Here is a 19,487-nt window from a genome sequence, read left to right as displayed (position 1 = left end):
CCGTAACATCACTAAGTGTAGGCTGCCAACCATCAATTTTTTGTGAAAAAGAAGCCAACGATTAGTTGGCTCATGGCACGAGGCAAAAACGGTCAACTTATTTGAGAATGCTTCAGGTTCTGTTCAGGCTTGATTCAAATACCAACGCCAGTCCTGCTCGCCGACTTCCCCCATGAACTGTCGATACTCGGCACGTTTTACCGCCAGGTACACGCCGAGGAACTCACCGCCGAATGCCTCTCGCGCCCAACTCGAACCTTCCAGCGCCCGCAACGTGGTCAGCCAGTCAGTCGGCAACAGTTCCGTGGCCTGGGCGTAGCCATTGCCCTCCACCGGCACACCAGGATCGAGTTGTTCGCGAATACCGCGATGGATCCCGGCCAGAATCGCCGCAGCCGCCAGATACGGGTTGGCGTCGGCGCCACAGATGCGGTGTTCAATATGCCGGGAGAACGCCGGCCCGCCGGGTACGCGCAAACTCACGGTGCGATTGTCCACGCCCCAGGTGGCTGCCAGCGGCGCATAGCTGTTGGTCTGGAAGCGACGGTAAGAGTTTGCGTTCGGACAAAACAGCAGCAATGAATCGAGCAACGTACTGAGCATCCCGCCGACCGCCTGTTTGAGCAGCGGCGTACCGTCCGGGGCTTCGCTGGCGAACAGGTTGTTGCCTTCCTTGTCGGCCAGGCTGACGTGCATGTGCATGCCAGTGCCCGCCAGGTCATCGAACGGTTTGGCCATGAAGCACGCCGTCATCCCATGCTTGTGGGCCACACCTTTGACCAGTCGTTTGTAGCGCACCGCTTCGTCCATCGCCTGCAAGGCGTCGGTGCGGTGTTCGAGGGTGATTTCCACTTGCCCCGGCGCGTATTCGGAAATCGCCGTGCGCGCCGGAATGCCCTGGACTTTGCAGGCGCTATAGAGATCGGCCAGAAACGGCTCGATCTGTTCCAGTTCACGCAATCCGTAGACCTGAGTGCCTCGTGGCCGCCCGCCATCGACATCCCGCGCCGGTTGCGGTCGACCGTTACTGTCGCGCTGCTGATCCAGCAGATAGAACTCCAGCTCCGCCGCCATCACCGGGTAATAACCGTCGGCCTGCAAGCCTTCGATGACTTTCGCCAGCAGATGCCGTGGATCGGCAATCGTCGCGGGCATGCCCTCCTTCGGGTGCATGCTGACCTGCACCGCCGCCGTAGGCATCAGCCGCCATGGCATGCGCGTCAAACTGCCGCTGATCGGGTACGCCCGGCAGTCGATATCGCCAACGTCCCAGACCAGGCCGGAGTTTTCCACGTCATCGCCGTTGATGGTCAGGCCAAGAATGGTGCTCGGCAATGGCCGCCCGCTTTCGTACACCGCCAGCAATTCATCGCGGTGCAGCAACTTGCCCCGAGGTACACCGTTGTTGTCGAGGATGAACAACTCGAACATCTCGATACCCGGGTTCTGTTCCAGAAAGGTCAGGGCTTCTTGCTTGGAGGCGAAAGATGTCGTGGCAACACTCATGGGAATTCTCTTATTTCCGCGTCAGGCAAACGCACAGGCGTCGCCGCTTTGATCCCGGCGTATAGCGCGGGACCTGTAAGAACAATCAACGGGAAATGCAGGAATCCGGTGGGCGCGCGTGACGGCAGTGCCACAGCGCCCAAAAGGCTAATTCGGAGGGAAGTGCGACTGGACAATCGTCCATAGAGAAAACCGCATAGAACAGATGAGCAGCAGCGTCACACGGGAGGTTAAGTCGTTAAATCGGGATTTGAAGAACTTTGGTTGTGGGCTGGCTAAACAATTGAGCAGCACCACGGTACTTGTAGCAGCTGCCGAAGGCTGCGTCCGGCTGCGAAGCAGACGTTAAATCAGCCAATGCGGTATGGCAGGTTAATCCGGTGGCAGAATTTGCGCCTGCTTCGCAGCCGGACGCAGCCTTCGGCAGCTGCTACAGGGCGAGCGGAGTGCTATTTAATTTCTAAATACTATTCCGGACTTTCTGATTTGCGGCCTCCAGGCCTCGCGCGCCTAATCGGCTCCTGGTCATTCAAGGTCCGATAGATGGAAAACGTTCGCGCAATCTCCCGCCCCGCCCTCTGGCTGATGTTCAGCATCATTCTTGTCGCCCTGAACCTGCGGCCTTCCATGGCCGCCGTCGGTCCTTTGCTGTCGGCGATTCGCGGCGACATTGCACTGAGTTTCAGCCTGGCCTCGCTGCTGACCATGCTGCCGGTGATGGCGATGGGGCTGGCGATGTTCTTTGGGCTGGGCGTCAGCCAACGAATCGGCGAACAACGCACCATGGTGCTCTCGCTGCTGATCATCGGCGTGGCCACGGTGTCGCGGTTGTTCCTCGATTCGGCGGCCGAACTGATCCTCAGCGCCGTACTGGCGGGTATCGGTATCGCGCTGATCCAGGCATTGATGCCGGCGCTGATCAAATCCCGCTTCAGCGATAACGTTTCCGTGTGCATGGGGCTCTACGTCACGTCGATCATGGGCGGCGCAGCGATTGCGGCGTCGTTTGCGCCGCTGGTGATGATCCGCACGGGCAGCTGGCGCGTAGGCCTGGCGATCTGGGCGGCGCTGGCGTTGGTAGCGCTGCTGTTTTGGTGCGTGCAACGTGAAAGGCTGCCGGCGCAGCCTGCTCAGACGCAACGCAATGAATCCTTCTTCGGCAATTCCCGCGCCTGGCTGCTCGCCATCTTCTTCGGCCTGGGCACGGCGTCCTACACCTGTGTGCTGGCCTGGCTGGCGCCGTACTACGTGGAAAAGGGTTGGAGCGAACAAAACGCCGGGTTGCTGCTGGGTTTCCTGACCGCCATGGAAGTGTTGTCTGGCCTGCTGACACCGGCCATCGCCAACTGCAGCCGTGACCGGCGCGTGGTGCTGGTAGTGTTGCTGGCGCTGATCATGGCGGGTTTTTGCGGGCTTATTCTCAGCCCGCAGTACCTGAGTCTGTTGTGGCCATGTCTATTGGGGCTCGGCATCGGCGGACTGTTCCCGATGAGCCTGATTGTGTCCCTGGATCATCTGGACAATCCCCAGCGTGCCGGCGGCCTGACCGCGTTCGTGCAAGGCATCGGCTACCTGATCGCCGGTCTCTCACCGCTGATTGCCGGGTTGATCCGCGATCATCTCGGCAGTTTCGAATGGGCCTGGTGGTCACTGACCGGCGTTATGGCACTGATGATCCTGATGGTCTTGCGCTTCGATCCGCGGCATTACGCCCAACACATTCGCTGACCCAGGAACTCACATCATGAAACACACCGGTTTCGCCGCCGCTCACGTCGGCATGCTGCTCTGGGCACTTTTGATCGCTGCATCGTTTTCTGCGGCAGCACAGGTCAGCCAGGCCATCGACCCGATCCTGCTGACCGGTTTGCGCCTGTTATTCTGCGCCCTGGTATTTTTGCCGCTGCTGCTGTTCAAAGGCGATACCGCCATGACCGCCCGCGGACTGTTCGGCCATGCCGCGCTCGGCTTGCTGCTGGCGGTGTATTTCGGCTCGCTGTTCGAGGCATTGCGCTACACCTCGGCCGTCAATACCGGAACGATGTTCACCTTGGTACCACTGCTGACATTGTTGTTCGAAGCCATATTGATGCCCGACAGCAACCTGAAACAGCGGGTGCTGCCGATGCTGATTGCCGCTGCCGGGGCCGTGCTGCTGGTTTTGAAAGGCGCAGGCCCTGGTGAGCTGCCTTCGCTGTATGCAGTGTCGGTGTATAGCGTCGGTTGCCTGGCGATGGCGCTCTACTCGCCCCTGAGTCAACGGCTCAAGGCCAGCAGCCTCAAGGGGCGCGGCCCGGCGGGCATGACTTTCTGGAACATGCTGTTCGGCGCGCTGTTTCTGCTGGCATTCTGTGGATTAAGCGGCGGCTGGCGATCCGCGTCATTGCTGACCGTGAGCGATTTCTGGTGGCTGATTTACCTGGCGGTGTTCGCCACGCTGGCGACCTTCTGGCTGCTGCATCGGGCCATCGGCGTTATCGCCCCTTCCTCGGTCATTTCCTACATTTACCTGAGCACGCTGTTCCTCACATTGTTTCACTGGTTCTGGTTACGTCAGTCGCCATTGCCGCTGGAAATCATCGGCGCGCTGTTGGTGGGCATCGGTATGTTGGCACTGCTGATGTCCAGCCGCCGCGCGGTGCCTGCAGCCGTTCAGGGCTGAAGGCCTCTGGAATTGCCCCACAACTTTCCATGAAAGTTCCTACGGGGCATTCTCCTGGCACCATCGTTCCGTTAGGATCACTCGCACAAGTTGCGCACAGTCAGCGCAAGGAGCACAGCGAGACCCAACGGATGCTGAACAGTAACTTGCTTAGAAAGCTCGATATGCAGGACCTCATGGTGTTTATCGCCGTGTATGAGCAAAGCAGCGTCAGCGGTGTATCCGAGGCGCTCTGCGTCAGCCAGTCCACCGTGAGTTACTGCCTGAAAAAGCTGCGCACCAGTTTCGAAGACGAGCTGTTCATCAATACCCGCGCGGGTATGCGCCCCACCTACAAAGCCAGCACCATGTACGCCCACGTGCTGAAGATCCTGGAAAGCATCAACCTGTGTCACGCCGGTGCACCAGCATTCGACCCCACCCTGCAACCAGTCACCTTCAATATCTGCGCACCGGAATACTTCGAGCAATTGATCTTGCCGCGTCTATTGAAAAGCTTCGATTTCGCCGACCTGCCAGTGATGGTCAACATGCACAAATTCGAAACCGACATCCCGGCCGAAGAACTGCGCGACGGCAGCCTCGACCTGGTGATTTGCTTCGGCCCGAACTTTCATCGCAGTCACGGCGATTTCAAATCCCGGATGCTGCTGGAGGACGACCTGGTCTGTGTCTTCGATAAACGTGCCACACCGCCGGAGCCGCGTTTAAGCCTGCAAGCCTTCGTCGAACGCAGGCATGTGTTCCCGACACCCTGGACCTCCACCACCAACATGGTCGACGGCTGGCTGGCGCAGCAGGCGCAAAAACGGCAGATCGTCGCGCGTTCCAACAGCTACAGCGCGGCACTGAAGATGATCACCGGCACCGACTTCATCCTGACTCTGCCTCGACGTATCCAACAATTGCTGGCCAACGACGCGATCTTCAATCATTGCGAAGCGCCCAATGGCTTGCCGGGTTTCAGCCTCGACATGCAATGGAGCCAGAATGTCGATCAGGACAGCGCCAACACCTGGCTGCGCGAGCAAGTGGTCAAGGCCTGCGCCGAGCAGGAATTGGCCTGAAACTCAGTGGCTGATGGCGACCTTGGTGTAGGACTCTCGATCAATGTCGAGGATTTCCACGGCCAGCTGGACTTCAACATCTGCTGGCCATTCACACAGATCCTGAACCACCGCCAGCAAGCTTTCGGACAACTGCTTCTTGATCTGAGGTGAGCGACCGCTCAATAGTGACAGTTTCACATGCACGAAGGCCCGTTCACCTAACGCCGTGCCGACCTTGAACGTATCAACCTTCACCGCTCGGCTCTTGATGTCGTATTCGGCAGCAAACTGACCGGAGGCCACCAACGCATTGTTGAGCCGGATCAACGCCACGTCGGCATTGAGCTCGGGCAGATTGGCGGTGTATTCCATGTGCAGGTGAGGCATGACTGAGCTCCTGAAGGTTGGCAGAAAGGTCGTACATATTACACAGCATCGCCCTACTCACTCGGGCGGTAAAACCGCGCGTTCACTCATGAACGCCTCCAGCCGCGACCTCAACCAGCGCTCGGCCGGGTCGGTATCGACATGGCTGAGCCAGACCATCGATAGATCCAGGGTCGGCGCCTTGAACGGGAACGGTTCCTTGAACAGCTGGCCGGACGCGGCCATCGCTTCGGCGGCGTAGTCCGGCAGACTGGCGATCAGATCGGTCCCGGCAAGCAAGGCCGGCAACGAGCTGTATTGCGGCACGGAAAGGACGACTTGGCGCGTGCGACCAATCTCCGCCAGCCACTCATCGGCGTAACCACTGACATTGGCAGTGTGGGAAACCAGCACGTGCGGTCGCGCGCAATACTCATCGAGCGTCAGCGGTGTGTCCGATGCGTCCGCGCGCAAAATGCAGGGCAGAATGTGCCGCAACAACTTGCGCTTGGCGTTGGCCGGCAGCCCGCGAGTCTGGCTGATACCAACGGTGATATCGCCGGACGCCAGCAAATCCGGAATCCGCCAGTAATCGACATGCTGCACCACGAACACCACCTTTGGTGCTTCATGGCGCAAGGCACGCAGCAACGGCGGCAGCAGGCCAAACTCGACATCGTCCGACAGCCCGATACGAAAGGTCATGGTGCTGCTGGCGGGGTCGAAATCATGGGTCAGGCTCAACGCCACCGACAACGAATCCAGCGCCGGAGACAGGTGCAGAATTATTTCCTCGGCCCGCGCCGTCGGCTCCATACGATGCCCGACACGTATGAACAGCGGATCGTTGAACATCGTGCGCAAGCGATTGAGCGCCGAACTGATGGTCGGCTGGCCGAGAAACAATTTCTCCGCCACCCGGGTGACGTTGCGTTCGAGCATCAGCGTTTCAAACACCACCATCAGGTTGATGTCGGCCTTGCGTAGTTCGTTACGATTCATCCACTGACCCCGCTCCCAAATCTGATGACAGTTTAGGTAGGTGTCGCAATCGGCGTCTATGCGACTCAAGCAGTTTGCGTTTAATCCGGATTAAGGCAACGGCTTGGTCTTACATCCTCTTCCTGATTTCTTTGTTCATCTGGCGGGAAGCGATTGCGTCTCTAAGCTCAGCAACGTTTAGGGCAAAACAGCCCTGACCACCCAACCATTTGAACTCAAAGGAGCCCATCAATGGCTAGAGATAAAGCGAAAGACGACAAACACTTCAACTGCACTCAGGACCATGAAGCCGACTACGTCGCCGGCCTTTACCCTCACGCCAAAGAAGAGGTTAAAACGTTTCTCAAATTGGCCTGCAAGAGTAATACCCTGCACAACTCCACCCACAAGGAAGTCTACGACCTGATCAAACGAAAACTGGGCCACTCACAACCGTAAGACCGCCCGTTGAAACGAAGCTGCTCTTACGGAGCAGCTTCACCACCGGAAGCCTAGATTTCCTTGACCGGGGTCTGATCGTGGGTCCCTTTGATCAAACTGATGGCATGCACACAATCAGACTTGTTGACGTAAGCCTCCCCGCTGGCAATCGTTTCATGGTTTCCCGCCCTCAAACGCCACCGCCATTGACCTTTGCCGGTCTGTACGATGCCACGGGTTTGCCTGTAAATCTCAAAATACATTGCTCGCTCCTTGCGATTGCTGATGACGGCAGATCAGTGACCTGCGAAACCAGAGTAGATGAGGTCTTTTTGAGGCAGGGTCTTTCAATGTCAGGGGATGTTTCGCAGATCCAGCCTTGATTGGCGGGACGACCAATAGATCCGGGCGGCGGTAAATTGGATGACTGCGCAGAGTAACTTTTCCCTTGAAGATGCATATTTTTCTTACGCTGCGGTGCTGTCTGGTCCGACGCAAAAACTCTGATTCGAGCCTTTGATGATCGCCCAGATACATGTCTCACAGACAGTTCACTGATTTTTCTGCTGAGTTGAATCGTCAGTTGACAGGGCCAAAGGCTGTTCTTCCGCCAGCACGGCCTCTTCCTCAAGTTCTGTTTGAGGTTGAGCCGCTACCGTGGTGGTGACTGGGTCAGGATGGGGCAGGAAACCCCGTATAGCCCTTTCAATCAGTGAAAGGATTCCATAGGTGATGAAGCCAAAGATCAGTCCAACAACCACAATGCTCAAAGGGTGCATCTGCGCTGCATCGGGACTTTCCAACATGTAGTTAAAAGCCTGAACAGCAACGGCCAGGCAGGCTGCAAATGCTGCCACCAGCTTCACAAACACCCAAAGCTTTCGCCATCTGTTCATGCATTCCCCCGTCATCCGGTGATTTGCTCTGTATTGCATGATAGCTAATGACCAGGGTTACACCGAAAGCCAGAAAAAGCTGATGTGGGATCGCTGACAGAAAGGCGACCAGCTTCAGCAGATTGCGCAACTGTTTGATCGAAATCACTCATCGATACAGCGTATCTTGGCGGAGGCAGCGGCAATGCGGCTGCAGGGGTGCGAGGCGCTATTAGCTGCCTATGCCAAACAGGCTTTCGAGGCTCATGATGAAAACCACTGACAAGTCGGGTGACACTTCGGTTACTGCGCCAATCGAGAAGGCGTCAACCGGCAACGTCTGGCGCACCATGCCTGGCGGTATCTGGGCGCTGGGCTTCGTCTCGATGCTGATGGACATCTCCTCAGAAATGATCCATGCGTTGTTGCCGCTCTATATGGTCACAGTACTGGGTACCTCCGTTTTGGCCGTGGGTCTCATCGAAGGCATAGCCGAGGCTACGGCCTCTATCACCAAGGTATTCTCCGGGGCACTCAGCGATCGATTGGGCAAGCGCAAACTGCTCGCGGCGCTGGGCTATGGGCTGGGGGCGCTGTCCAAACCGATCTTTCCTTTGGCGGGCTCGTTGGACTGGCTGATCGGGGCTCGCTTTATCGACCGCATTGGCAAAGGTATTCGCGGCGCCCCGCGCGATGCGTTGGTGGCCGACATCACGCCGCCCGCGATACGGGGGGCCGCTTTCGGCCTGCGGCAAACTCTGGATACCGTTGGTGCATTCCTGGGACCGTTGCTGGCGATCGGATTGATGTGGCTAACCGCGAACCACTTCCAGACTGTGTTCTGGGTGGCCGTCATCCCGGCCTTCCTTGCCGTCGCGGTGCTGCTGGTGTTCGTTCATGAGCCCAAACAAGTGGAAGGGACGCACCGGGTGCGTGCGCCTTTGAGCCGGCGGGAATTAGCCCGACTGGGCGCTGGCTACTGGTGGGTGGTGGGTGTCGCTGCGGTGTTCTCCCTGGCGCGTTTCAGCGAAGCCTTTCTGATTCTGCGCGGTCAGGCTGTCGGGTTGGCGCCGATGTGGGCGCCAGCGGTGCTTGTCCTGATGGGGGTGGCGTACTCACTGTCAGCCTATCCCGCCGGGGCCTTGTCTGATCGTGTCAGCCGCGTGGCGGTGCTCGGCGCAGGTTTGATATTGCTGATTGCTGCCGACCTGACTCTGGCGTTCGCGCCGGGTATCGATGGCCTGGTCGTCGGCGTCGTTCTATGGGGGCTGCACATGGGGTTTACCCAAGGGATATTCGCCGCCCTGATCGCCGATTGCGCGCCGGCTGAACTTCGCGGGACGGCATTTGGCATGTTCAATCTGTTGACCGGGTTGACCTTGCTGCTGGCCAGCGTCATCGCTGGGGCGTTGTGGGACACGGTAGGCTTCCAAGGCACTTTCTTGATGGGTGGGGGCTTTGCCGTTCTGACTTTGCTGGGATTGTGGGTGATCCGGGCGAGAGCTCAGGTTCGATAGCAAAGAGCGATACCGCTGATGTTTCGCGAGAAAGTCGTACCGCTCGCCGGGAAAACAGGCGGCCAATTTGCCCTGAAACGAAACGCCAGAAACGAAAAAGCCCCTGAAATATTTAACAATTTCAGGGGCTTAGTCTTATTCAATAATGGCGGAGAGATAGGGATTCGAACCCTAGGTACCGGTGAAGGTACAACGGATTTCGAATCCGTCCCATTCGGCCACTCTGGCATCTCTCCAACGGCGCGCATCATAACAACACTTTTGCCGGAAGCGAACCCCCTAAGCGAAATTTTTCCGTGCTATCAGATGCTTGCGTCGATTAAAGCGGTACGCCCAGACGATTGGCGACTTCTTCGTAGGCTTCGATGACGTCACCGAGGCCCTGACGGAAGCGGTCCTTGTCCATTTTCTTGCCGGTGGCCTTGTCCCACAGACGGCAGCCGTCCGGGCTGAATTCGTCGCCCAGGACGATGGAGCCGTCGGAGAACACGCCGAATTCCAGTTTGAAGTCGACCAGCAGCAGGCCGGCGTCGTCGAACAGTTTGCTCAGGACTTCGTTGACCTTGAGCGACAGTTCTTTCATGCGAACCAGTTGCTCGGCAGTGCCCCAACCGAATGCCACGACGTGGGATTCGTTGATGAACGGGTCGCCCTTGGCGTCGTCCTTCAGGAACAGTTCGAAGGTGTAAGGGTTGAGCTTCATGCCCTCTTCGACGCCCAGGCGCTTGACCAGGCTGCCGGCGGCGTAGTTACGCACGACGCACTCGACCGGGATCATGTCGAGCTTCTTCACCAGGCATTCGTTGTCGCCCAACAGTTTGTCGAATTGAGTCGGCACGCCGGCTGCTTCGAGTTTCTGCATGATGAAGGCGTTGAACTTGTTGTTCACCATGCCTTTGCGGTCGAGCTGCTCGATGCGCTTGCCGTCGAACGCCGAAGTGTCGTTGCGAAACAGCAGGATCAAGCGGTCAGCGTCGTCGGTCTTGAAAACCGATTTGGCTTTGCCGCGGTAGAGTTCTTCACGTTTTTCCATGATGGGCTCCGCTTGCTAAGTAGGTGGGCTAGGCGATGTGTCGCCAGTCGAGCCCTGAATCTTGATCGGCCAGTTGCAGCCAGTCCGGGTCGCACCCGAGGGTGTCGACAAAACATTGCCGGGCCAGCTGCGGCAGGTTGTTCTTGCTGCTCAGATGGGCCAGGACCAGGTGTTGCAGGCCTTGCCAGCCCAACTCGGACACCAGGAATGCCGCCTGATGGTTGTTCAAATGCCCCAGTTCACCGCCTACCCGTTGCTTGAGAAAGTACGGATAGTGACCGCGAGCCAGCATGTCACGGCAATGGTTGGACTCGATCATCAACGCATCGAGGTCCCGATAGCCGTCCAGCACCTTGTTGCAATACGAGCCCAGGTCGGTCAACAGGCCAAAGCGCCGTTCACCGTCACTGAAGACGTATTGCGTCGGCTCCTGTGCATCATGGGCCACGGCAATGACGCCGATGCTCAGTGCGCCGATCTGCAGTTGCTCGCCGCCGGCCAGAAGGCCAGCCGGTTCAATTGGTTTGCGCATCCCGCGCAGGGTACCGCGACTGAGGTAGACAGGCAGATTGTAGCGCCGAGACAGCAAACCCACGCCATGCACGTGGTCGGCATGTTCGTGGGTCACGAGTATCGCGCTCAACTGCGCAGGGTTCACACCCAGGCGCAGCAGGCGCTTTTCGGTTTCCCGCAGGGAGAAACCACAATCCACCAGCACATACGTGTCAGCGCTGGCTATCAGCGTGCCGTTCCCTTGGCTACCGCTGCCGAGAACGGCAAAACGCATGTGATCAGCCCAGATTGTCCTGAATCACGCTCAATACCTTGCGCGCCACGTCTGCTGGCGCCACGGTGTTGATGTTTTTCTCGACGGTGACCTGGACGTTGTCGCCAACCTTGCTCAGGCGAACCTGATAACGCTCGGCACGGGCTTCAACTTCTTCCTTGCTCGGCGCGCTGCCGAACAGGCCGCTGAAGAAACCAGGTTTCTCGTCTTTCTTCTCGGCTTTTTCAGACAGGTTGATGTAATACAGACCCAGGCTGCGGTTGATGTCTTCTACGCGCCATTCGCCCTGTTCCAGCGCACGACCGACGCTCGACCAGGCACGATCCAGATCGGTGCCGACGTTCAGGACAGGGTTACCGCTGCCGTCTTCGCTCAGGCTGACACGACTTGGCGTATCGGAATCACGCGACGCCAGCATGGAGACCGAACCGCCCTTCTCCGAAGTGCGGCTCATGCTCGCGAGCATGTCGTCGACCAGTGCCGCGTCCAGGCCACTGTTGACCGAACGGTTGGTGAAGGCCACGTCAGAGGTGCTACCGGCAGGACGCTCGGCGCTGACCACGTAGATTTCACTGGTGTTGCGCTGCACGCCTGGCTCGATGCGGACCCGCACGCGGGTTTCGCTGTCAGCGCCGACACCAGCTGCGCTCAGGCGCTTGGCCATTGCGGCGGACAGTTCGTCGGAATGCTGCCAGGAGGTGGTGAATTCGCCGGTTTGCGGACGCTGTTCGTCCAGACGGAAACCGTTGTCCTGGAAGAACTGCACGGCCACTGGCCAGGCTTCGGCCGGCGGGTTCTGTGCGACGATCCAACGCGAATCACCGGTCTTTTGCAGGGAGTAGGCGCTGGCGTCGGCCCCTGCCGACAACGGCTGCGGACGAGGCACGATGTACTCGCCCTTGACGGTGTCATCGGCCACGTTGCGCGGGATCGGCAACAGCGGATCCAGACGTTTGGCGGTGCTGACATCCGACGGCAATTGCATGGGTGCAGTCTGTTGCGCTTCCAGGTAATCGCTACCGCGGTCACGGAAATAACCTTCCGGGCCCCAGACCCATCCGCAGCCACTGGTGCTGGAGATGATCAAGGCAAGTGCGGAAAGTCCGGCCAATCGCTTCATGCGTAGTACTTCCTCAATTAAACCAGGACGCCGGACTGGCGCATGGCCTGCCGCAGCGGTTCGTGACAGGCAGCACTGAGCCAGGTGAGCGGCAGACGGATACCGTCCGGCATCAAGCCCATTTCATGCAGTGCCCATTTCACGGGGATAGGGTTGGATTCGATAAACAGGGTTTTATTGAGCGGCATCAGCTTTTCGTGAATCGCGCGGGCCGTCACGGCGTCGCCTTTCAGAGCAGCGTTGCACAGGTCGGCCATGTCACGCGGCGCAACGTTGGCGGTCACCGAGATGTTGCCCTTGCCGCCAAGCAGAATCAGCTCGACTGCGGTGGCATCGTCACCGGAGATCACCAGGAAGTCTTTGCTCACGCCGTCGATGATGGCCTTGGCGCGGGACAGGTCGCCGGTGGCTTCCTTGATACCGATGATGTTTTTCACGGTCGACAGGCGGATCACGGTTTCGGCCAGCATGTCGCACGCCGTACGGCCGGGCACGTTATAAAGGATCTGCGGGATGTCGACGGCTTCGGCGATGGCCTTGAAGTGCTGGTACAAGCCTTCCTGGGTCGGCTTGTTGTAATACGGGGTCACCAGCAGGCAAGCATCGGCGCCGGCGGTCTTCGCATTGGTGGTCAGCTCGATGGCTTCGCGAGTCGAGTTCGCGCCGGTACCGGCGATCACCGGAATGCGCCCTGCAACCTGCTTCACCACGTAACGAATCACTTCGATGTGCTCGTTCACGTCAAGGGTGGCCGATTCACCTGTGGTGCCGACCGCCACGATGGCGTGGGTGCCATTTTGCAGGTGAAAGTCCACCAGTTTGCTCAGGCTGTCCCAGTCGAGACGACCTTGTGCATCCATGGGTGTGACCAGTGCCACCATACTGCCCGCAATCATGCAACCGCTCCTGCCGGAAAAAGAGAGCGGTAATGGTACTGGCGCCAAGATGCTTGTACAAGCGAAGTACTGCGCTGCTGCCATTCCCCTTGGCGCTGCTTTTCGCTACCCTTCAGACTTTGATCGGTACTGATAAGCTCGTACGCCGGGTTCCAGCCTCCATTTTCGGCATCACAAGCCCCGATCCAGCGTTGCTACCCCTCGCTCTTGCCACTCTGGAGCACGTTGCAACCTTGCGGCTCGGGTTTTTTGAATTCGCATCCGCAGGCTCGCTCCCGGCAAAAAAAGCCCGTAGAAGTATCGACCGCTCATCGCTTTAGGAATGCTGCATGTCCACCCCCACAGTTCGCGAACAATTCCTTGTCATCAGTGCCCTCGGCGCCAACCCCATGGAGCTGACTAACGTCCTGTGCCGCGCCAGCCATGAAAACCGCTGCGCCGTGGTCACCTCTCGCCTGACGCGTCATGGCGAGTGCAGCGCGTTGATCCTCGAGATCTCCGGCAGCTGGGACGCCCTGGCGCGCCTCGAAGGCAGCCTGCCAAGCCTCGCCAAGAAGCACGCCTTTACGGTTAATGTGGTGCGCAGCGCAGCGCTGGAAAATCGTCCTCAGGCCCTGCCATACGTCGCCTATGTCAGCTCGGCTTACCGCTCGGACATCATCAACGAGCTGTGCCAGTTCTTCATGGACCACAACGTCGAGCTGGAAAACCTGACCTGTGACACCTATCAGGCTCCGCAAACCGGCGGCACCATGCTCAATGCCACGTTTACCGTGACCTTGCCGGCCGGTGTGCAAATCAGCTGGCTGCGCGATCAGTTCCTGGATTTCGCTGACGCGCTGAACCTGGATGCCCTGATCGAACCGTGGCGCCCACAAAACCCAATGTAAGGAAGCTTTCATGGCCGTTGCCATCGACCAACCGGTTGCCGACTTCGAAGCACCCGCCACCAGCGGGCAGACCGTCAACCTCGCGAGCCTCAAAGGCAAGCAGGTGGTGATTTACTTCTACCCGAAGGACAGCACTCCAGGCTGCACCACTCAGGGTCAGGGCTTTCGTGACCAGCTCGACGCCTTTAAAGCCGCCAATACCGAAGTCTTTGGCGTGTCCCGCGACAGCCTTAAATCACACGAAAACTTCAAGGCCAAGCAGGCGTTCACCTTCGAGCTGATCAGCGACAAGGAAGAAGCGCTCTGCCAGCAGTTCGACGTGATCAAGCTGAAAAAACTCTATGGCAAAGAATATATGGGCGTTGATCGCAGCACGTTCCTGATCGACAAGGACGGTGTGCTGCGTCAGGAATGGCGTGGTGTGAAGGTGCCGGGTCATGTGGATGCTGTTCTGGCTGCGGCGCAGGCTTTGAACAAGGCCTGATTATTTCGGCGCCTGTTCGGACGCCTTCGCGAGCAAGTCGAATCGTCGCACCGCCGCTCCCACAGTTGACCGAGTTGTTCTGACGGACGCGGTCGAATGTGGGAGCGGCGGTGCGACGATTCGACTTGCTCGCGAAGAGGCCCTTAATCTCACTGAATAATCAGGCCAGATAGTTAAAGCAGCGGCGCCACCACCGGCTCTTTGCGCGGCCACGCGTCCAGTACAGCCTTGAACAGGGTTGCTAGCGGAATCGCAAAGAACACGCCCCAAAACCCCCACAGCCCGCCAAACAACAACACCGCGCAGATGATCGCCACCGGATGCAGATTGACCGCTTCCGAGAACAGCAGCGGCACCAGCACGTTGCCGTCCAGCGTCTGGATGATCCCGTAGACCGCCATCAAATAAATGAACTGATCGTTCCAGCCCCACTGGAACAGTGCAATCAGCATGACCGGCACGGTTACCACCACAGCGCCGACGTAAGGCACCACCACCGACACACCCACCAGCAATGCCAGCAGCGCCGCGTAGTTCAGCCCCAGAACAACGAAACCGATGTAGGTCACGCCACCGCAAATGAAAATCTCGATGACCTTGCCGCGAATGTAATTGGCGATCTGCCGGTTCATCTCATGAGCGACGCGGGTGATCAGCGCCCGCTCACGGGGCAGGTAACCACGCACCCACTGACCGATCATCTCCCGGTCCTTGAGAAAGAAAAACACCAGGATTGGCACCAGCACCAGGTAGATCATGATGTTCACCAGCAGCGGCAGACTCGACAGCGAGAACGTCAGCGCCCACTGACCAAACTTGCCAATCTCGCCCCGCGCCACTTCGATGGCCTGCAGCACCTGCTCATCGGATACCAGATGCGGGTAGCGCTCGGGCAGCAGCAATAACAGCGACTGCCATTTGGCAAGCATGCCGGGTAACTCGTTGAACAGCGTAATCAACTGATGCCAGAGCAACGGCACCACAATCACGATGAACACCAGCAATAGCCCCATGAACAACGCAAAGACCAACCCCACCGCCAACCCGCCCGGCATGCGCAGGCGTTCGAGAGTGACGACCACCCCCTGCATCAGATACGCCAGCACCATCCCGGCCAGCACTGGCGCAAGCATGCCGCCCAGCGTTAGCACGGCGGTAAACGCCAGAAACAGCAGGACCGCCAGCACAACGGCCTCTTCATCGGAGAAGTAGCGCTGAATCCAGTCGCGTAACACTTTGAACATCAATAATCCTTAGAAACGAACGCAGCAGAATTCAGGCTTTTTTCAACCAGTAGCGGTAAACACCCGCTTCATCTTCTTCACGAAGCAGCGTATGACCAGCCAATCGGGCAAAGGTGCGGAAGTCGCGCTGCGAGCCCGCATCGGTGGCGATCACCTTGAGCACCGCGCCGCTGGCCAGTCGATTGAGTTCCAGCTTGGCCTTCAGCAACGGCAAGGGGCAATTCAGGCCACTGGCGTCGAGTTCGGCGTCATGGGCTACAGCGTCGGTCATTGCATCACTCCGGTTCAGGTGGTTGAGCGGCTAGAATATCTGGTCCCAAGCGTAGTGTCCGGCTACAGTAAGGTCTTTGTCGACTAAGGCTTTGTGCATGACTTTTTTGCGCCCTACCCTGCTGACGCTCGCTTGCCTGCTCGCCTCACCGGGCTTCGCCGACGACCTGCCGTCACTCGGCGACGCCAGTTCTGCCATCGTCTCGCCGCAACAGGAACATCAGTTGGGCCGTGCCTGGCTGGCGCTGTTGCGCAGCCAGGTTTCGCAGCTCAACGATCCACAGCTCAAGGACTACGTCGAATCCAGCGTCTACAGGCTGGTAGAGACCAGCCAGGTCAATGACCGGCGCCTGGAGTTCATCCTGATCAACAGCCCGCAACTCAACGCCTTCGCCGCACCGGGCGGCATTGTCGGGGTTAACGGTGGCTTGTTCCTCAATGCCCAGACCGAAGGCGAATACGCCTCGGTACTCGCTCACGAATTGGCTCACTTGTCGCAGCGCCACTTCGCCCGTGGCGTCGAAGCCCAACAGCGCATGCAGGTGCCGATGATGGCCGCGCTGCTGGCCGGGATCGTGATTGCCGCAGCCGGCGCCGGCGATGCCGGGATTGCAGCCATTGCGGGCACGCAGGCGGCAGCCGTTCAGGAACAACGGCGTTTCTCTCGCCAGAACGAACAGGAAGCAGACCGCATCGGTATCCTCAATCTGGAAAAGGCCGGTTACGACCCGCGCTCGATGCCGACCATGTTCGAGCGATTGGCGCGCCAATATCGCTTTGACGCCAAGCCACCGGAATTTCTGCTGACTCACCCGGTGACCGAGTCGCGGATCGCTGACACACGCAACCGCGCCGAACAGGCAAAACCCGGCGGCATCGAAGACACGATGCGTTATCAGCTGATTCGTGCACGGGTCCAGTTGATCTATGAAGAAACCCCAGGCCTGGGCGCCAAACGCTTTCGCGCCCAGCTTGATGAAAACCCGAAAAATGATGTCGCTCGCTATGGCCTGGCCATCGCCCAGATCAAGGGCGGCCAGCTGAATGAAGCACGGGAAAACCTCAAGTTGCTGCTGGCCAAGTCGCCGAACGAGATCATCTACAACCTGGCGCAGGTCGATCTGGACATCACCAACAATCGTCTGCCGGACGCCCAGTCCCGGGTTGACCGGATGTTGACGCAATATCCCGGCAACTATCCGCTGAATTCGGTGCGTGTTGACCTGCTGCTCAAGCAGAACCGTGCGCCCGACGCGGAAAAAGCACTGGAGAATCTGCTCAAGAGCCGTCCGGACGATCCGGACGTCTGGTACATGGTGGCCGAGACTCGCGGTCTGTCAGGCAACATCATCGGCCTGCATCAGGCCCGTGCCGAGTATTTCGCCTTGATTGGTGATTACCGTCAGGCCATTCAGCAACTGGACTTCGCCAAGCGCAAGGCAGGTACCAATTTCCCGCTGTCGTCGCGGATCGACGCACGGCAACGTGAGCTGATGGAGGAAGAGCGCATGATCAAGGACATGATGGGCTGACGCTTGTCAGAAATAAATTGCAGATCGAGTAGGAGGCGGCTTTACAGCCGCCGTCCTCTCACACCACCGTACGTACGGATCCGTATACGGCGGTTCAAGCTATGCGGCTAAGCCGGTTTATCGTATCCAGTACCGAAACTAACCCAAGCTGACCCCATAGTTTCTTCGGCAGCGCCTGATTCATATGAGATGCGCCTGAGCTCCACCATGGGCCTCGGCCATTGAAGGCTGATTTGCAGGCGCGAGCTTCGCTAAGCCCCAGGCGCATCAAGTTACGTGCCCTCGTTGAGGGCCGCTTCCATTGTCGCCAGACGACGCGACATTCGCCATCTTGTGGCCCCGCGCCCCGCGCAGCAGGTCTCTTAGCCGGTCGCGCAAGCGACCCAGACTCATCGTCGCCACTCTCAGCTTCGGTTGCTGATGCCAGCTCATCCCATAACCCAGATAGTCGCAGACCCAAGGCCGTGCTACGTGGCTCTTTTCCCGGTTCAGCGTCAGTTTCAGGCGCTGATTCAGGAAGCGCTCAACACCGGCCATCACCCGTGCGCCAGCCCGCTGACTGCGCACATAAATGTTCGCGTCGTCGGCATAACGCACGAAGCGGTGGCCTCGTCGTTCCAGTTCGCGGTCGAGTTCGTTGAGCAGGATATTCGACAGCAACGGCGAGAGCGGGCCGCCTTGCGGTGTCCCTTCCTGCCGTCGGCTGACGAGTCCACCCGACATCGCTCCCGCTTCGAGGTAACGACGGATCAGCGTGAGCACACGCCTGTCTTCGATTTGACGCGCCACGTAGGCCATTAGGACATCGTGGTTGACCCGATCAAAGAACTTCTCCAGATCGAGTTCCACGCACCAACGGTGACCCGCCGCCACATGGGCGCGGGCTGTTTCGATGGCTTGATGAGCGCTTCTGCCCGGACGAAAACCGTAGCTGTAGTCCGAGAACAGAGGGTCGAAGATTGGCGTGAGCTGTTGCAGCAGTGCCTGCTGGATCAGGCGATCCACAACGCTGGGAATACCCAGTTGCCGTGTTCCGCCTTTGGGTTTGGGGATGTCAACGGCGCGTACACCCTGCGGGTGATACTCGCCGGCCAGCAACCTCACCTTGAGGGTCGGCCAATACTGTTTCACGTAGTCCGCCAAGTCGTCGACCGTCATGCCATCGGCACCCGGTGCGCCCTTGTTGCTGACCACGCGTTGATACGCACGCCTAAGGTTAGCCGGTGCAAGCACCCGTTCCATAAGCGTGTCCGGCTCCGCGTTCGTCCACGTCACAGACGCCGCCGATACCTGTGCGCTGTCAGCCGTCATCCTCGGATACTGTCCGGGACTCGGAGTAACAGTCTTCTCTTGGAGAAATTTCTGCATTTCGGTATTCAACGAGACTTTGACGCCTACTGGCGGCATAACTTGTTCGGCCCTTGGTGACGGGGTTATTCGCCACTTACTACGGCCTCGGCTGACTTCTGCACGTTCATCCCGTCGCCTCTCGACGCTCGGTAGCACTGTGGCAAACGTGCAGATCTCCCAGGGTAATTCGCGCGACCTTCCTGCTTATGCCTGTCGGATCTACGTCGCAGCGTCCCGTGCAAGTATTGGGCTTTAGGGAAACACGCCCCTTTACCCCGCTGCGCCGCCTCTATCCGCTTGCTGTTCGTCAAGCCAGCATTTTGCCTCGGGCTTCCTTCAGATTCGCGGTCACCCGCGACACCCTTGCCTCTGGCTAACACTTCCCCTTGCCGGGTGTGTAGAGGACTTTCACCTCCAAGTCACCAGCGAGGCCACCACAGCCAAGCTGGTTGCGCTTGCGCGCAACGCGCCATGCCTGGCGCAC

At 58.8% G+C, this 19,487-nt stretch carries 19 protein-coding genes, 1 tRNA gene and 1 pseudogene; 8 read left to right on the top strand and 13 right to left on the bottom strand.

Annotation, left to right across the window (positions count from 1 at the left end; all coding sequences use genetic code 11):
* Positions 1 to 123 precede the first annotated feature (123 nt).
* Complete coding sequence (locus CUN63_RS20580; RefSeq protein WP_129441966.1) at positions 124 to 1,506, bottom strand: glutamine synthetase family protein; 1,383 nt, start codon at positions 1,504 to 1,506, stop codon at positions 124 to 126.
* A 543-nt stretch (positions 1,507 to 2,049) separates the two neighbouring features.
* Between CUN63_RS20580 and CUN63_RS20575 the strand changes: the two genes are divergently transcribed.
* The 3 genes from CUN63_RS20575 (at position 2,050) to CUN63_RS20565 (ending at position 5,235) form a co-directional block, all read left to right on the top strand.
* A complete protein-coding gene (locus CUN63_RS20575; protein WP_129441964.1) occupies positions 2,050 to 3,234 on the top strand; it encodes a cyanate transporter in 1,185 nt (394 codons plus the stop codon).
* Positions 3,235 to 3,250: 16 nt separating this feature from the next.
* Positions 3,251 to 4,168: a DMT family transporter gene (locus CUN63_RS20570; protein WP_129441962.1), complete on the top strand. Its 918-nt coding sequence runs from the start codon at positions 3,251 to 3,253 to the stop codon at positions 4,166 to 4,168.
* Positions 4,169 to 4,299: 131 nt separating this feature from the next.
* On the top strand, positions 4,300 to 5,235 hold the full coding sequence (locus CUN63_RS20565; protein ID WP_129441960.1) for a LysR family transcriptional regulator: 936 nt from the start codon (positions 4,300 to 4,302) through the stop codon (positions 5,233 to 5,235).
* A 3-nt stretch (positions 5,236 to 5,238) separates the two neighbouring features.
* Here the strand turns inward: CUN63_RS20565 and CUN63_RS20560 are convergent, their stop codons facing one another.
* On the bottom strand, positions 5,239 to 5,604 hold the full coding sequence (locus tag CUN63_RS20560; RefSeq protein ID WP_129441958.1) for a 5-carboxymethyl-2-hydroxymuconate Delta-isomerase: 366 nt from the start codon (positions 5,602 to 5,604) through the stop codon (positions 5,239 to 5,241).
* A gap of 57 nt (positions 5,605 to 5,661) precedes the next feature.
* Positions 5,662 to 6,585, bottom strand: coding sequence for a LysR substrate-binding domain-containing protein (locus tag CUN63_RS20555; protein ID WP_129441956.1), 924 nt, complete (start codon positions 6,583 to 6,585; stop codon positions 5,662 to 5,664).
* Positions 6,586 to 6,816: 231 nt separating this feature from the next.
* Between CUN63_RS20555 and CUN63_RS20550 the strand changes: the two genes are divergently transcribed.
* On the top strand, positions 6,817 to 7,023 hold the full coding sequence (locus CUN63_RS20550) for a hypothetical protein (RefSeq protein ID WP_129441954.1): 207 nt from the start codon (positions 6,817 to 6,819) through the stop codon (positions 7,021 to 7,023).
* A 53-nt stretch (positions 7,024 to 7,076) separates the two neighbouring features.
* On the opposite strand, the gene CUN63_RS20545 is transcribed toward CUN63_RS20550, so the two are convergent.
* Both CUN63_RS20545 and CUN63_RS20540 read right to left on the bottom strand, forming a co-directional pair.
* Positions 7,077 to 7,268 carry a DUF1508 domain-containing protein gene (locus CUN63_RS20545; protein WP_129441952.1) on the bottom strand — a complete coding sequence of 64 codons (192 nt, stop codon included), beginning with the start codon at positions 7,266 to 7,268 and terminating at the stop codon, positions 7,077 to 7,079.
* Positions 7,269 to 7,556: 288 nt separating this feature from the next.
* Positions 7,557 to 7,901 (bottom strand): hypothetical protein, encoded by a 345-nt coding sequence (locus CUN63_RS20540; protein ID WP_165353261.1) that lies wholly within the window; start codon positions 7,899 to 7,901, stop codon positions 7,557 to 7,559.
* A 329-nt stretch (positions 7,902 to 8,230) separates the two neighbouring features.
* Here CUN63_RS20540 and CUN63_RS20530 point away from each other — a divergent pair, with 329 nt between their 5' ends.
* Positions 8,231 to 9,397: an MFS transporter gene (locus tag CUN63_RS20530; protein ID WP_218570153.1), complete on the top strand. Its 1,167-nt coding sequence runs from the start codon at positions 8,231 to 8,233 to the stop codon at positions 9,395 to 9,397.
* A gap of 146 nt (positions 9,398 to 9,543) precedes the next feature.
* Here the strand turns inward: CUN63_RS20530 and CUN63_RS20525 are convergent.
* The 5 genes from CUN63_RS20525 to dapA all read right to left on the bottom strand — a co-directional run bounded on the left by CUN63_RS20525 (position 9,544) and on the right by dapA (position 13,233).
* Positions 9,544 to 9,633: transfer RNA gene (locus CUN63_RS20525), tRNA-Ser, on the bottom strand.
* A gap of 83 nt (positions 9,634 to 9,716) precedes the next feature.
* Positions 9,717 to 10,430 (bottom strand): phosphoribosylaminoimidazolesuccinocarboxamide synthase, encoded by a 714-nt coding sequence (gene purC, locus CUN63_RS20520; RefSeq protein ID WP_008034929.1) that lies wholly within the window; start codon positions 10,428 to 10,430, stop codon positions 9,717 to 9,719.
* Positions 10,431 to 10,458: 28 nt separating this feature from the next.
* Positions 10,459 to 11,217, bottom strand: coding sequence for an MBL fold metallo-hydrolase (locus CUN63_RS20515; protein WP_008153089.1), 759 nt, complete (start codon positions 11,215 to 11,217; stop codon positions 10,459 to 10,461).
* 4 nt (positions 11,218 to 11,221) lie between these two features.
* Positions 11,222 to 12,337 carry an outer membrane protein assembly factor BamC gene (gene bamC, locus CUN63_RS20510; protein WP_129441948.1) on the bottom strand — a complete coding sequence of 372 codons (1,116 nt, stop codon included), beginning with the start codon at positions 12,335 to 12,337 and terminating at the stop codon, positions 11,222 to 11,224.
* 17 nt (positions 12,338 to 12,354) lie between these two features.
* Entirely contained in the window at positions 12,355 to 13,233 is an 879-nt protein-coding gene (dapA, locus tag CUN63_RS20505) for a 4-hydroxy-tetrahydrodipicolinate synthase (RefSeq protein WP_129441946.1), read from the bottom strand.
* A gap of 329 nt (positions 13,234 to 13,562) precedes the next feature.
* On the opposite strand from dapA, the gene CUN63_RS20495 reads away from it, so the two are divergent.
* Positions 13,563 to 14,123: a glycine cleavage system protein R gene (locus CUN63_RS20495; protein WP_008034925.1), complete on the top strand. Its 561-nt coding sequence runs from the start codon at positions 13,563 to 13,565 to the stop codon at positions 14,121 to 14,123.
* Positions 14,124 to 14,133: 10 nt separating this feature from the next.
* Positions 14,134 to 14,607: a peroxiredoxin gene (locus CUN63_RS20490; protein WP_008153083.1), complete on the top strand. Its 474-nt coding sequence runs from the start codon at positions 14,134 to 14,136 to the stop codon at positions 14,605 to 14,607.
* A gap of 173 nt (positions 14,608 to 14,780) precedes the next feature.
* Here CUN63_RS20490 and CUN63_RS20485 read toward each other — a convergent pair whose 3' ends face one another.
* Positions 14,781 to 15,851 carry an AI-2E family transporter gene (locus tag CUN63_RS20485; RefSeq protein WP_129441944.1) on the bottom strand — a complete coding sequence of 357 codons (1,071 nt, stop codon included), beginning with the start codon at positions 15,849 to 15,851 and terminating at the stop codon, positions 14,781 to 14,783.
* 31 nt (positions 15,852 to 15,882) lie between these two features.
* Positions 15,883 to 16,122, bottom strand: a complete 240-nt coding sequence (locus CUN63_RS20480; protein ID WP_020300476.1) for a sulfurtransferase TusA family protein — start codon at positions 16,120 to 16,122, stop codon at positions 15,883 to 15,885.
* A 97-nt stretch (positions 16,123 to 16,219) separates the two neighbouring features.
* Between CUN63_RS20480 and CUN63_RS20475 the strand changes: the two genes are divergently transcribed.
* Entirely contained in the window at positions 16,220 to 17,653 is a 1,434-nt protein-coding gene (locus CUN63_RS20475) for a M48 family metalloprotease (RefSeq protein WP_129441942.1), read from the top strand.
* A 94-nt stretch (positions 17,654 to 17,747) separates the two neighbouring features.
* Here CUN63_RS20475 and ltrA read toward each other — a convergent pair.
* Positions 17,748 to 19,060 (bottom strand): annotated as a pseudogene (gene ltrA / locus CUN63_RS20470) (group II intron reverse transcriptase/maturase).
* Between the last annotated feature and the right edge of the window lie 427 nt (positions 19,061 to 19,487).

Source organism: Pseudomonas sp. ACM7, from assembly GCF_004136015.1.
GTDB lineage: Bacteria > Pseudomonadota > Gammaproteobacteria > Pseudomonadales > Pseudomonadaceae > Aquipseudomonas > Aquipseudomonas frigoris.
Note: the sequence above shows the minus strand (reverse complement) of the source record. Positions and strands in the feature narration are given on the sequence as shown.